Here is a 14565-nt window from a genome sequence, read left to right as displayed (position 1 = left end):
GTAAAAATTGAATAGTATTTATAAAGATAAGGGAATTAATAACAAGAAGCAATGCAGAAGAAAGGGAAACAACGAGAAAAAGTAAGCATATCGATTCATATCTCTAATATACTTACTATTAATAATGACTTTAATATTGGACAGCAGTAAAAATTTACAATTTCTCTTCCTATCTACCGGATAGAAAATTGCCGTCAATATCAATCAAGGCTCAATTTCAATATCAGAAAGGGGATAACAGCTACAAGGTAAAATCTCGCCCTCATTAACAAATGCTAATGGCTTACAAGGATACCCTACCTTCCCTTTTAGCAATCGAACACGACAAGAACCACAATATCCTTCACGACATTGATATTCAATCTGTACTTTGCCTTGTTCTAAAGCTTCCAACAGATTACTGTGAAGATGGGAAGAGTAATAGACAGATAATCCCTGCCTCAAAGGCAGGGTAACTTTGTAATCAGCCATATCAGAGTTCGAAACCGCTGAGATCCTCAGTATTGACTTCCGAATCAATCTGACCAACCAAATAAGAGCTGACTTCGACTTCCTGTGGAGCCACCTGAACATTGTCAGAAACCAACCACGAATTGATCCAAGGAATCGGGTTTGAGCGAATTTCAAATGGCAGCTTCAGGCCTACAGCCTGCATGCGAATATTAGTAATATATTCAACATACTGACTCAGAATGTCTTTATTCAGGCCAATCATCGAGCCATCTTTAAACAGATACTCTGCCCATTCTTTTTCCTGTTCAGCTGCCTGTACAAACAGGTCATAACACTGCTGTTCACACTCTTGTGCAATTTCTGCCATTTCAGGATCATCCTGACCAGAGCGCAGCAGGTTCAGCATGTGTTGAGTACCTGTTAAATGCAGGGCTTCATCACGAGCGATCAATTTGATGATTTTTGCATTGCCTTCCATCAATTCACGTTCAGCAAACGCAAAGGAACAAGCAAAGCTGACATAGAAACGAATAGCTTCCAGCGCATTAACACTCATCAAGCATAAATAAAGCTGTTTTTTCAGCGCGCGCAAACTTACTGTGATTTCCTGACCCGCAACATTATATGTACCCTCACCCAACTGGTGATAGTAATTGGTCATTTCAATCAGATCGTCGTAATACTTTGAAATATCTTGCGCTCGTTTCAGGATCTGCTCATTTGTAACAATATCGTCAAATATAACAGCAGGATCATTCACGATATTACGGATAATATGTGTATAAGAACGCGAATGAATTGTTTCTGAAAACGACCATGTTTCAACCCACGTTTCTAATTCCGGGATTGAAATCAGCGGCAGGAACGCTACGTTCGGGCTGCGGCCCTGAATAGAATCCAGCAACGTCTGATATTTCAGATTACTAATAAAAATATGTTTTTCATGATCCGGCAGCGCGTTGTAATCGATGCGATCACGGGAAACATCAACTTCCTCAGGACGCCAGAAAAACGAGAGCTGTTTTTCAATCAGCTTTTCAAAAATAGGGTACTTCTGTTGATCATAACGCGCTACATTCACAGGTTGGCCGAAAAACATCGGCTCCTGTAACTGATCATTTTTTACTTGCGAAAAAGTAGTATAGGACATAGTTTCCTCAGATTAAATTTTACACGCGCCGCCTTCACAATCGGAATCAGCAGATTCGACAACTTCTTCCAAATCATCCTGAGCATCTTCCGCACCGTCTCGGGTGTTGTGGTAATACAGAGTCTTCACGCCATATTTGTAAGCGAGCAGTAAATCTTTCAGCAATTGGTTCATCGGAACTTTGCCGTTAGGGAAACGCGCTGGGTCATAGTTAGTGTTGGCAGAAATAGATTGATCGATAAATTTCTGCATGATCCCTACCAATTGCAGATAACCGTCAATGCTTGGCATTTGCCACAGCAATTCATAAGATCTTTTCAGACGATCATATTCCGGTACAACCTGGCGCAGAATGCCATCTTTTGATGCCTTAATGCTGACGTAACCTCTTGGTGGTTCAATACCATTTGTTGCATTGGAAATCTGTGAAGAAGTTTCCGATGGCATCAGCGCTGATAAAGTTGAGTTACGCAGACCATATTGCAGGATATCGCTACGCAGAGCTTCCCAGTCCATATGCAATGGTTCATTGGTCAATGTATCCAGCGATTTTTTATATGTATCAATCGGCAGAATGCCCCGTGAATACGTTGTTTCACCAAACCACGGACATGCTCCCTGCTCTTTAGCCAGCTTATTGGAAGCTTTCAGCAAATAATACTGAATAGCTTCAAATGTTTTATGCGTCAAACCATTCGCACTGCCATCAGAATAACGAACACCGTTTTTCGCCAGATAATAAGCAAAGTTAATGACACCAATACCCAGTGTACGACGCCCCATTGAACCCTGTTTAGCCGCAACAATCGGATAATCCTGATAGTCCAGCAAGGAATCCAGTGCGCGAACAGCCAAATCTGCCAGTTCTTCCAGCTCACTCAGATTCTCAATAGCTCCAAGGTTGAACGCAGACAGCGTACATAATGCGATCTCGCCATTTTCATCGTTAATGTTATCCAACGGTTTGGTCGGCAGAGCAATTTCCAGACACAGATTCGACTGACGAACAGGCGCAATAGCCGGATCAAACGGGCTGTGTGTATTACAGTGGTCAACGTTCTGAATATAAATACGGCCGGTTGAAGCACGTTCCTGCATCATCAAAGAGAACAGCTCTACTGCCTTGATACGCTCTTTACGGATATTGCTGTCATTTTCATATTGCGTATACAGGCGTTCGAATTCATCCTGATCAGCAAAGAAAGCATCATATAACCCCGGTACATCGGACGGGCTGAACAGAGTAATGTCTTGCCCTTTGATCAAGCGTTCATACATCAGCTTGTTGATCTGCACACCATAGTCCATATGGCGAACACGGTTTCCTTCAACACCACGGTTGTTTTTCAGCACCAGCAGGCTTTCTACTTCCAGATGCCACATTGGGTAGAACAATGTCGCCGCACCACCACGAACACCACCCTGAGAGCAGGATTTCACTGCTGTCTGGAAGTGCTTGTAAAAGGGAATACAACCAGTATGGAAAGCCTCACCACCGCGGATCGGGCTGCCCAATGCACGGATACGGCCTGCATTCACTCCAATACCTGCACGCTGGGATACATATTTCACAATCGCACTGGATGTTGCATTGATAGAATCAAGGCTGTCACCACATTCAATCAGAACACAGGAGCTGAACTGACGGGTTGGAGTACGAACTCCCGCCATAATCGGCGTTGGTAATGAAATTTTAAAAGTAGAAACCGCATCGTAAAAACGACGGATATAATCCAGACGTGTTTCCTTCGGATAGGTGGAAAACAAGCATGCAGCTACCAGTACATACAAGAACTGGGCGCTTTCATAAATTTCACCGGTAACACGGTTCTGTACCAGATATTTGCCTTCGAGTTGTTTAACAGCTGCGTAGGAAAAATCCATATCACGCAGATGGCTAATAAAACTGTCCATTTGCTCGAATTCTTCTTTGGAGTAGTCTTCCAGCAAATGTTTGTCATACTTACCTAAATCGACCATACGTACAACGTGGTCATATAACGCTGGCGGCTCAAATTGACCATAAGCCTTTTTGCGCAGGTTAAAAATGGCTAAACGCGCTGCCAGATACTGGTAATCCGGGGCATCACCTGAAATCAGGTCAGCAGCAGCCTTAATCATGGTTTCATGGATATCGGATGTTTTAATACCGTCATAAAATTGAATCTGGGAACGCAACTCTACTTGTGATACTGAGACATTTTTCAGCCCTTCGGCAGCCCAGGCAACAACCCGGTGAATTTTATCAAGATCAATTTGTTCTTTATGCCCATCACGCTTGGTTACTAGCAGACTCTGGTTCATGAGGAAATACACCTTCTTTTTCGTATCTCGCCTTGAATTGTTTTTCCTGTCCGTTGACAGCACGATGCCCCCAAGAAGACTGAAAGCCAGTTGGGAACTAGTAGCAGTGAAACGTCCAGAAACACAATATATAGGGGGTAAATAAAACTGTAATAACAAGATAATGTTAATTTCGCATTTTATCAAGTGTACAAGATCGGGAAGTTTTGTGGATAACTTGAGGATTAATTTTGTCAAAAAGCCGATAACCTGCGTAGTTACTTGATGTTACTTTCGCAAACCTATCGGCAGAAACTCAAAAATAAAAACTTAAAAAAAGTATCTATTTGTTGTTTTATTAATCCTTTAATTGATCTTGTTAAGCGGATTGGGTATGAAGCATGTAATTCACATCCACATTGTGTCCAAGACGAAATTTATCTGTTAACGGATTGTAATGAAGGCCAATAATATGTTGATCTTTCAGGGAAGTTTTATCCAGCCAGCCAATTAGCTCCGAAGGGCGGATAAATTTTTTCGCATCATGTGTTCCTTTTGGCACCATGTTCAAAATATATTCAGCGCCGATAACAGCGATTAGCCACGCTTTTCTATTGCGGTTAATGGTGGAAAAAAACACATGGCCGCCAGGTTTAACCAGTTTGGCACAAGCGCGAATAGCCGACCCCGGATCGGGGACGTGTTCCAGCATTTCCATACAGGTAACGACATCATAGGCGTGCGGATGCTGTTCGGCATGACTTTCCACGGTTTCCTGCACATAAGTCACCGACATACCGGATTCCAATGCATGCAGCCGGGCAACCTGCAATGGTTCAAAACCCATGTCCAGACCGATCACATCTGCCCCTTCACGTGCCATACTCTCTGACAGTATTCCGCCACCACATCCGACATCCAGTACTTTTTTACCAAAAAGCCCTTCGGCTCGTTGCAGGATATAGTTCAAACGTAATGGATTAATACGGTGTAATGGCTTAAATTCGCCGTCAAGATCCCACCATCGGGAAGCAACTGCTTCAAATTTTTCGATTTCCTGTTGATCCACGTTGGCATGTGATTGAGTGTGTGAATCGGGGGTTTTAGCGTTCATCAGCAATATCGCTCCTAGGAACTGCTTCACAGAAAACTGGTTCACAGAAAACTGATTCACAGAAAATGTAACAGTATTATGGGGATGTGTGATAAGAAACTATTATACACACCTTAATCTTGAAATACCCGCATCTGATTTTTATAAAACTGTCAATTTGTGGTATAATTCTAAGCCTTTGAATTCGGAGTATGAGGGACAGTGGCTCCATGAGCGACATTGCCAGAGAAATCACCCCGGTCAATATCGAAGAAGAGCTGAAAAGCTCATATCTGGATTATGCGATGTCCGTTATTGTTGGACGCGCACTGCCAGATGTTCGAGACGGACTGAAGCCCGTACATCGCCGTGTACTTTTTGCGATGAATGTACTGGGAAATGATTGGAATAAACCCTATAAAAAATCTGCCCGCGTTGTTGGGGATGTGATCGGTAAATACCATCCACACGGCGACACCGCTGTTTACGACACGATCGTTCGTCTGGCACAGCCATTCTCCATGCGTTATATGCTGGTTGACGGTCAGGGGAACTTTGGGTCAGTTGACGGCGACTCTGCGGCTGCGATGCGTTATACCGAAGTACGCATGTCAAAAATAGCCCATGAATTGCTGGCAGACCTGGAAAAAGAGACCGTCGACTTTGTGCCTAACTATGATGGCACTGAGCAAATTCCCGATGTAATGCCAACCCGTATCCCCAATCTACTGGTGAATGGTTCATCAGGGATTGCGGTCGGCATGGCAACTAATATACCGCCTCATAACCTGTCTGAGGTGATCGATGGCTGTCTGGCTTATATTGATGATGAAAATATCAGTATTGAAGGCCTGATGGAATATATCCCGGGGCCTGATTTCCCGACAGCAGCCATTATTAATGGTCGTCGTGGTATTCAGGAAGCCTACCGCACTGGTCGCGGTAAAGTTTATATCCGTGCCCGCGCAGAAGTTGAAACTGACGAGAAAAATGGCCGCGAAACCATTATCGTCAATGAAATCCCTTATCAGGTAAACAAAGCTCGCCTGATTGAGAAAATCGCTGAACTGGTGAAAGATAAGCGTATCGAAGGGATTAGTGCGTTACGTGACGAATCCGATAAAGATGGTATGCGCATCGTTATCGAAGTAAAACGTGATGCGGTCGGTGAAGTTGTTCTGAATAATCTGTACTCTCTCACCCAGTTGCAGGTTTCATTCGGTATCAACATGGTTGCTCTGCATCAGGGTCAACCTAAGCTGCTTAATCTGAAAGAAATTCTTTCTGCATTTGTCAGCCACCGTCGTGAAGTTGTCACGCGCAGAACGATTTTTGAACTACGCAAAGCCCGCGATCGTGCTCATATCCTTGAAGCACTGGCTATTGCGCTGGCAAATATCGATCCGGTTATCGAATTGATCCGCCGTGCTCCTACTCCTGCTGAAGCGAAAGCAAACCTCATTTCTCAGGCATGGGAATTAGGTAATGTTGCAGCAATGCTGGCTCAGGCCGGTGACGATGCCGCTCGTCCTGAGTGGCTGGAGCCAGAATTTGGTATCCGTGACGGCAAGTACTATCTGACCGAACAACAGGCTCAGGCTATTTTGGATCTGCGTTTGCAGAAACTGACCGGTCTGGAGCACGAAAAGCTGCTTGATGAATACCGTGAGCTGCTGAAAGTTATCGCTGAACTGATGTTCATTCTGGAAAGCCCTGAGCGTCTGCTGGAAGTCATCCGGGAAGAGTTACTTGCCATCAAAGAGCAGTATAACGATAAACGTCGTACTGAACTGACTGAAAACTCAGCAGATATTAACATTGAAGACCTGATCAATCAGGAAGATGTTGTGGTCACACTTTCCCATCAGGGATACGTAAAATACCAGCCTCTGTCTGATTATGAAGCCCAGCGCCGTGGTGGTAAGGGTAAATCCGCAGCACGTATCAAAGAAGAAGATTTCATTGAGCGTCTGCTGGTAGCCAATACTCACGATACAATTCTTTGCTTCTCTAACAAAGGCAAAATGTACTGGCTGAAAGTCTATCAGTTGCCAGAAGCAAGTCGCGGTGCCCGTGGCCGACCAATCGTCAACCTGTTGCCATTAGATCAGGACGAGCGCATTACCGCTATTCTGCCAGTACGTGAGTATGAAGAAGGTCTGAATATCTTCATGGCAACTGCAAGTGGCGTTGTTAAGAAGACTAAACTCAGCGAATTCAGCCGTCCGCGTAGCGCCGGTATTATCGCCGTTAATCTGAATGAAGGCGATGAACTGATCGGTGTTGACCTCACTGATGGCAGTAATGAAGTCATGCTGTTCTCTGCACAGGGTAAAGTTGTCCGTTTCCTTGAAGAAGAGGAAGAAACGCTGGAAGATGGTACGGTTCGCGTGAAAGGCGTCCGTGCAATGGGACGTACAGCAACCGGAGTCCGGGGTATTAAACTGGCTGAAGGAGATAAAGTCGTTTCCCTGATTATTCCTCGCGGAGAAGGACAGATCCTGACGGTGACAGAAAACGGTTATGGAAAACGAACCGCAGAGAAAGAATACCCAACCAAATCCCGTGCAACTCAGGGCGTTATCTCGATCAAGGTCAGTGAACGTAACGGTAATGTGATTGGGGCAATTCAGGTTGAACCAACCGATCAAATCATGATGATTACTGATGCGGGAACATTGGTACGCACCAGAGTGTCTGAAGTCAGCACCGTCGGCCGTAATACTCAAGGGGTTACCTTGATCCGCACGGCAGAAGATGAAAAAGTAGTTGGCTTGCAGCGTGTAGCTGAACCTGATGATGAAGATGAAGACAGTGATATAATCACGCCTTCTGATGAAGAAAGTAATGGAGCAGAAAATCAGGAATAACATCCTCTTTTTCTGAACCACTGATACATTAAGAAAAGCAGGTATAAAAAATACCTGCTTTTTTATGTGATTTTTTTTAGTACCAAATGCTACTTTGTATTCCCTGCTACACTAGTATATGCTGTTAACAGTTATTATTGACCACATTTTTATCAGGCGACCTCTTGAGATATCTATCTTCATTTCATACATCACTAAAGATATCCCGCTACCTTTTTCGGGTACTTGGTTTTATGTTATGGGCATTAGGCGCGTTATTAACCACTTTCTATCTGGCTAATATTTTTAATAAGGGTAAATCAGATATTCGTCAGGACTATAATACTGTCTACGATATAATGTTCTCCTATATTCGGAATACGACTGGTACTCTGCATGATCTCCAATATATGACGGAAAAATATTTATCCCAGAAGAATGAAAAAAAACTGATTATTAACCTGCCACATAATAACTCCCATTTTTTGTATACACCGCTGAGTATACATTCTAATTGTGATTTTCTGAGTAATGAAACAGACCACTACTTAAAATCATTAAATGAGCTGTTCTTCTTTTGGAAAGATAATATTGTTATGCCACAGGGCATTAATCAGGTTTTTGTAGTCGATATTCAAAGTATGTGCATGATGAATTCTCCAATTCGCGGGACAATAACCGATCCTGACATACTAAAAAAAATGGTTTATGAAAATTACCGACGTCTGATATTTGACCAAGAGAAAGGAAAAAATCAAAATATCTATTGGGCAGCTCCAAATACAAGTTCCGACAGTGGTAGCTTTTATATCCTTGCTCCTATTTATAGCAATGGGAAAATGATTGCAATGATAGGCGTCGAACAATCTATCAGGCTGGATACTTTTATCCCCGATCATGACAGGAATATTACTCTTACACTACTAAATCATTATAATAAGCCTGAATTATATTATCCTGCAAGGAATGGTAATACATCCAACACGATTGGCTACAATACGCAAGTGCCTTATTTTGGCTATAGTGAAAACTTTTCTCATTTATTATTAAAACGACGTTTAGCACCCTCATCATTCAGTGTGGTATATTCAGAACCCTTAATGAATATTTTTAATGCATTCAAACATAAAATCATTAATAGCATTATTCTTAATATCACCTCTGCGATTCTGATTATCTTTTTTGTCTGGTTATTTGAGAGAAAAATGTTCTCTCCTGCTGAAAATAATGCTCTTCGCCTGGAAGAGAATGAGCAGTTTAACCATAAAATCGTTGCCTCAGCTCCTGTCGGCATCAGTATTTTACGGATTAGTGATGGTGCTAATATATTAAGTAATGAACTTGCACATAACTATACTAGAATGCTGACATTTGAAGATCAAAAACGCATTATTGATATCATTTGTGATAAAAGCAGCAGCTACATTGATGTTGTCACCAGCAATAATAATCATCTGCAAATTAGTTTTGTGCATTCACGCTATCGCAATGAAGAAGTCGCAATCTGTGTTCTGATTGATATCAGTACCCGGGCAAAAATGGAGAAATCATTACAGGAAATGGCCTCAGCCGCAGAGCAGGCCAATCAGGCAAAATCAATGTTTCTGGCAACAGTGAGCCATGAATTAAGGACGCCATTATATGGCATTATCGGGAATCTTGAATTACTACAATCCTATCCATTGTCACCGGAAACCGCCCGGTTATTATCGACAATGAATAATTCATCATCACTGCTGTTAAAGATTATTAGTGATATTCTTGATTTCTCCAAAATAGAATCTAATCAATTGAAAATTGATGCCAAAGAATTCAGCTGTAAAGAAGTCATATCTCATGTAATTTCAAATTACCTCCCCCTTATCGCGAAAAAAAATCTGGGATTCTATTGTTATATTGAACCAGATGTACCTGACTACATTAATAACGATCCGGTGAGGCTTCAGCAAATTATTTCTAACTTGTTAAATAATGCGATTAAATTTACAGAAACGGGCTGCATTGTTATATCCATCGCGATAAGACACGGCTATATGTATATCAGTATCAAAGATACAGGGCTAGGAATAGAAAATAAATTACAGGCGCAGTTATTTGAACCATTTTTTCAAACCAGTACCAATAAAGAGAATGCATCACAAGGTACCGGATTGGGTTTAGCTATTTGTGAAAAATTAATCAACCTGATGGATGGTGATATTGAGTTTGTATCCCAACAATATGTTGGCAGTATTTTCTCTATCCGGCTTCCGTTATATGGTGCAAGATATGATAAGGATAAATACCAGACTAACACCTATTCTCCAAAGCATGCTCAACAAAAAATCGTCTTAGATATTCACAATGATTGTTTAGAAAAATATCTGTACAACTTGCTTACAAAGGCACATTTTCAAATTGCTTTATATGATGAAAATAAAGCCATTGATTCTGAATTTTTAGTCAGTGATCTCCCTATGGAGCCCAATAATTCTGTCCATTATCGCATTGAAATATCAGAACAGCATATCGGGGAACCTCAAAACACCCATAATAATTACTGGTTGCATAACACTTACCAGATTAGCAATTTTGCTGCTTTTATTAATAGCCTGCTATCAGACAATAATTATATGCCTATGTCTTCTGCTTCAACAATAACAACGCCAGTCAAAGTAGATGACAGACTAAATAAAATTAGGATTTTAGTTGTTGATGACCATCCTATCAATCGGCATTTACTGGTTGAACAATTAAGCACACTAGGCCTCAAAACAGCAATGGCTAATGACGGGCTTGATGCTATTGAATATCTGAAAAATAACGAAACTGATATTATTCTGACCGATGTTAACATGCCCAATATGGGTGGTTATGAATTCACAAAATATTTAAGAAGTAAAGGATATACTAAACCCATCATTGGGATTACAGCGAATGCAATGGCAGAGGAAAGGCAACGTTGTGCTGATGTCGGTATGGATTATTGTTTACTAAAACCAGTATCACTGACAAAATTGAAAGAAACATTAGTGGCACATATAAGATCGGCAACATAAATCACCGATCCTATACTGAAAGAAATAACAAATAGGCTATTTAACCATATCATTGTCAATAGTGACTGAAGATAAGTAATTAAGTAACGCAATATCGTTATCCACTCCCAGTTTTATCATTGCAGATTTTTTCTGACTACTAATGGTTTTTATACTACGATTAAGCTTCTTTGCAATATCTGTAACAAGTAGCCCCTCAGCAAATAAACGCAGCACTTCACTCTCTTTTGGAGATAAACGCTTATCTCCGTAACCATTAGCATTCACTTTTTCTAACAATTTAGAAACACTTTCAGGTGTAAATTGTTTACCTTTTTGTAGCGCAGAAAGTGCTTTAGGCAAATCGGTTGGCGCTCCCTGCTTTAAAACAATCCCTTCAATATCAAGTTCAAGTACTGCACTTAAAATAGCCGGATTATTGTTCATCGTTAAAACAACGATAGCCAGTGTCGGATAATGGCGTTTAATATATTTTATCAGGGTGATGCCATCGCCATATTTGTCACCGGGCATTGACAAATCCGTTATGAGAACATCTGCTTCTATATGTGGCAAACTATTAATCAGTGTAGTTGAATTTTCAAACTCACCGACAATATTAATCCACTCAATTTGTTCAAGTGACTTGCGGATGCCAAATAAAACAATAGGATGGTCATCGGCAATAATGACATTAAGGTTATTCATATTATTGGTTACCTTGGCTGCAACAGCTTTGTGACAAAGGAATCAATACGGCTGATGCTACTTTTGATTTCTACTTCATTATTGTCTGCTATGTGTTGTTCCAACGCCTCACATAATGTTTTTAGCAATTTAAAGTCTAACATAGCAAACGCACCTTTAAGGCGGTGTGCCGTTTGCGAAAGTGATATTAAGTCATAGCGTTCCATATCAGTATACAGCTTAGTAACATCCATCGGTACCGTCTCTATAAATAATTTCCTATAATTACTGTCTACCAGCTGCGTGTGATAACTTTTAAGGGTATTACAAATATTACTATCTACATTTTGAACAAAATCTGATTCTGGTTTCAGATCAGAGGCGATCTCGTCAGACTCAATTAAGCTGAAATTTTCTTCAATCAGCAGCGATATCGCATTGATAACATCACCAACAAAATTGTAATTACACTGAACCAAACCAGCTTGCATTTGCTTAAACCCTACTAAATTACCTACTAATAATATAGTTGGCTTTTTTGTTTTGTTCTGTTTATCAGTAAGAATAATATCGTATTCTTCCGTAACATTTTCTGTGCTTTTTTCAAAATATGTTGCTCCATAATTATCAAGATAATTATGGATTATTTTTTTAATTTCAGGATTACTGATATCTACTAGGGCAATAACCCCTTCCAATAGTTGCGGGGTCTCTATATCTTCATCTTGTTGAGATAACGGCAAACTAACAACATAATGCGTTCCCAGTCCCAGTTTACTGTTAATTTGAAGATTTCCTCCCATCTTTTTACATAACTGATTGCACAAATAAAAGGCTAACCCAGAATTTGTATAATATTTATCTTCTGCTAACTTATGTAAGAAAGGGTAATTTAAACTATTCAGATCTTTCTCGCTAAGACCTGAACCGCTATCAATTAACTCAATCTGTATGTGGCTGTTATATTTACCGGAGGTACTGACGTTAAGTGATATTTTCCCATAACTGGTTGTTGTAATAGCATAATTTAATAATAATGAAACTATTTTACTTATTGCTTGCCCATCACCGTTGAATATGGACTCATGAGGAATGTTAAAATGATAATAAGCCTTCAGACTCTTAGCATTTAGCGTTGGAAGAAATATTTTTAATATATTTTCCAGTTGCGAGGATAAAGAGAATATCTCATTAGCAGGCTTCCAGTCATCTGATTCTAACCCATTGAGTAATGAAATATTTTCAACCCAATCGGTAATATATTCTGATTTTAACAGCAACCTATCCAATGAATATTGGATATCTTCATCTTGTGACTTCTCTTTCAATTGAATAACAAGATCGTTCAGCTCCTGAATAGGCTCTTTTATTTCATTATTAATATTTAGCAACATTGAACGTCTGGCGTATACACTTTTCTCATATTCTCGTTGAGCAAGCTGTAACCGTTTATTGATCATTACCTCCTGATCCCGGCCCTGAAATAAGAAAAGGTATGTTTCAGGCAATAGATTACTGCTATACATTTTTACTTCATAAACCGCATCCTCAATCGAGGTTTGAATAACACCATGATGCTGTTCTGCCATTATTTTAACCTTATCCAAATCAAGATAAGGCAATAGTTTTTCGGCAATTTTATTACTGCTAATCAGTTGGTTAGATGAAAAATCATAAATCAGCAACCCAATGGGTATATTGGAAACAATATCATTTTCCAAAGAGTTTTTGATTTTCAGTTCCTGATCCATTGATGCATTAGGCGTGATATATCGCCGACGGATATAAAATAAACCACTGAATGAGAGCAATAAGAAAAGCAATATCGAAAGTAACAGCCAAATATTTCTGAGCAATAAATCTACAACAAGTGCTTTCAGTGGAACCTGATATATCAATTTATATGGCACAATATTCAGTGACTGAGAAAATTCCAGCCAAAAACCGTTTAAAGAAACATCAACTTTACTTGTCTTGTCAAGATCATATTCATTGTTTGAGTTCAGCCGAAAATTTGCCGCTGACATATCAACCGGCAGGAGGTTATTAATTGGTAGATCAAAGGCGATAACGGTGGTTAATTGCCCAGGTGAGTTGAATGCGGCTTTATAGGTATAGAAATAAATATTCTCTCCGCGCAATGAATGAATAGATGAGATACTTTCTCTTTCATCCAGCGCTATTGACTGAGCCAGCATTTCAGAACGCTTAAAATCAGAGGTCAGGGTCAGATAACTTTCCTTAAATCTGATTTCCGGTTTTAAAATAGGATGCGTTGTCACCAGTAGTAAATTGTTATCCTTACCATTGAGGTAATACATAGATTCATATTCATTACGCGAACCCCAGAGGATTTCAAGATAATGGGATAATTTCTGAGCCAGTTGCACACTTGAATCATTGTAACTACCAAAAATAATTGCATCGATATTTTTGCTATTGTTTTCCAGCCAATAAATATTAGGGCCTACTCCCAGTGTAGGTACAGTCCCCAGAGAAGATAGTGACTGAGAATTAGACTGTTCGAAGATACGCCCTGCATGGTAGCGATAATCTTTAATCTGCAATCGCATTTTAGCTGTCACACTGCTGACGGCATATTTTTTCTCCATCAACCAACTATCAAAATAGTTATACCCAAATAAAAATAGAGACGTAAAAAGCAGAATAATAAACAGTGCATAAAAACGGGGGATAGCAGATGGCTTAATAGGTGCTTGTTTATACATTCTTTGAATGGCTACCTTTCATGTGAAGATATTTATGGTTAAATTTAATTCAATTTGCAATAAAATAAGTCATTGAGTTGTGTTAATACTAGCAGGTTAGCGGATAAAAAGGCCACCAGCGTTCGAAGATTGAGCAAACAGTAAAAAAATAACAATTTTTTCCTTTCGGGGGCTAGACACATCCCAGAGATATAGGCATAATCTCGCGCCATGGAAGGATGGCCGAGCGGTCGAAGGCAGCGGTCTTGAAAACCGCCGATGGGAAACCATCCTAGAGTTCGAATCTCTATCCTTCCGCCAAATT

At 40.3% G+C, this 14565-nt stretch carries 8 protein-coding genes and 1 tRNA gene; 3 read left to right on the top strand and 6 right to left on the bottom strand.

Features of this window, described 5'->3' with window-relative positions; translation table 11 throughout:
- Positions 1-204: 204 nt before the first annotated feature.
- The 4 genes from yfaE to ubiG form a co-directional block, all read right to left on the bottom strand.
- On the bottom strand, positions 205-471 hold the full coding sequence (gene yfaE, locus AACX68_RS04620) for a class I ribonucleotide reductase maintenance protein YfaE (RefSeq protein WP_228858464.1): 267 nt from the start codon (positions 469-471) through the stop codon (positions 205-207).
- Position 472: 1 nt separating this feature from the next.
- Positions 473-1603: a class Ia ribonucleoside-diphosphate reductase subunit beta gene (gene nrdB / locus AACX68_RS04615; protein ID WP_099108347.1), complete on the bottom strand. Its 1131-nt coding sequence runs from the start codon at positions 1601-1603 to the stop codon at positions 473-475.
- Positions 1604-1615: 12 nt separating this feature from the next.
- A complete protein-coding gene (gene nrdA / locus AACX68_RS04610; RefSeq protein WP_228858463.1) occupies positions 1616-3907 on the bottom strand; it encodes a class 1a ribonucleoside-diphosphate reductase subunit alpha in 2292 nt (763 codons plus the stop codon).
- 358 nt (positions 3908-4265) lie between these two features.
- Positions 4266-5000: a bifunctional 2-polyprenyl-6-hydroxyphenol methylase/3-demethylubiquinol 3-O-methyltransferase UbiG gene (gene ubiG / locus AACX68_RS04605; RefSeq protein WP_228858462.1), complete on the bottom strand. Its 735-nt coding sequence runs from the start codon at positions 4998-5000 to the stop codon at positions 4266-4268.
- A 209-nt stretch (positions 5001-5209) separates the two neighbouring features.
- On the opposite strand from ubiG, the gene gyrA reads away from it, so the two are divergent.
- Complete coding sequence (gyrA, locus tag AACX68_RS04600) at positions 5210-7849, top strand: DNA topoisomerase (ATP-hydrolyzing) subunit A (RefSeq protein ID WP_228858461.1); 2640 nt, start codon at positions 5210-5212, stop codon at positions 7847-7849.
- A 164-nt stretch (positions 7850-8013) separates the two neighbouring features.
- Positions 8014-10866, top strand: a complete 2853-nt coding sequence (gene rcsC, locus AACX68_RS04595; RefSeq protein ID WP_228858460.1) for a two-component system sensor histidine kinase RcsC — start codon at positions 8014-8016, stop codon at positions 10864-10866.
- A gap of 36 nt (positions 10867-10902) precedes the next feature.
- Here the strand turns inward: rcsC and rcsB are convergent, their stop codons facing one another.
- Together rcsB and rcsD are read right to left on the bottom strand one after the other, a co-directional pair.
- Positions 10903-11553: a response regulator transcription factor RcsB gene (gene rcsB, locus AACX68_RS04590; protein WP_099108352.1), complete on the bottom strand. Its 651-nt coding sequence runs from the start codon at positions 11551-11553 to the stop codon at positions 10903-10905.
- Positions 11554-11561: 8 nt separating this feature from the next.
- Positions 11562-14261, bottom strand: coding sequence for a phosphotransferase RcsD (gene rcsD / locus AACX68_RS04585; RefSeq protein WP_228858459.1), 2700 nt, complete (start codon positions 14259-14261; stop codon positions 11562-11564).
- Between the two features lie 212 nt (positions 14262-14473).
- On the opposite strand from rcsD, the gene AACX68_RS04580 reads away from it, so the two are divergent.
- Positions 14474-14561 (top strand) — tRNA-Ser (locus tag AACX68_RS04580).
- Positions 14562-14565 lie beyond the last annotated feature (4 nt).

The organism is Xenorhabdus sp. PB61.4 (assembly GCF_963894935.1).
Lineage (GTDB): Bacteria > Pseudomonadota > Gammaproteobacteria > Enterobacterales > Enterobacteriaceae > Xenorhabdus > Xenorhabdus stockiae.
This window is presented reverse-complemented; position numbering and strand designations above follow the sequence as displayed.

What these genes read in the sequence shown, in the direction of transcription:
- gyrA (WP_228858461.1), top strand. Translation starts at nt 5,210, where the DNA reads ATGAGCGACATTGCCAGAGAAATCACCCCGGTCAATATCGAAGAAGAG.
- rcsD (WP_228858459.1), bottom strand. Translation starts at nt 14,261, where the DNA reads ATGTATAAACAAGCACCTATTAAGCCATCTGCTATCCCCCGTTTTTAT.
- rcsB (WP_099108352.1), bottom strand. Translation starts at nt 11,553, where the DNA reads ATGAATAACCTTAATGTCATTATTGCCGATGACCATCCTATTGTTTTA.
- yfaE (WP_228858464.1), bottom strand. Translation starts at nt 471, where the DNA reads ATGGCTGATTACAAAGTTACCCTGCCTTTGAGGCAGGGATTATCTGTC.
- ubiG (WP_228858462.1), bottom strand. Translation starts at nt 5,000, where the DNA reads ATGAACGCTAAAACCCCCGATTCACACACTCAATCACATGCCAACGTG.
- nrdA (WP_228858463.1), bottom strand. Translation starts at nt 3,907, where the DNA reads ATGAACCAGAGTCTGCTAGTAACCAAGCGTGATGGGCATAAAGAACAA.
- nrdB (WP_099108347.1), bottom strand. Translation starts at nt 1,603, where the DNA reads ATGTCCTATACTACTTTTTCGCAAGTAAAAAATGATCAGTTACAGGAG.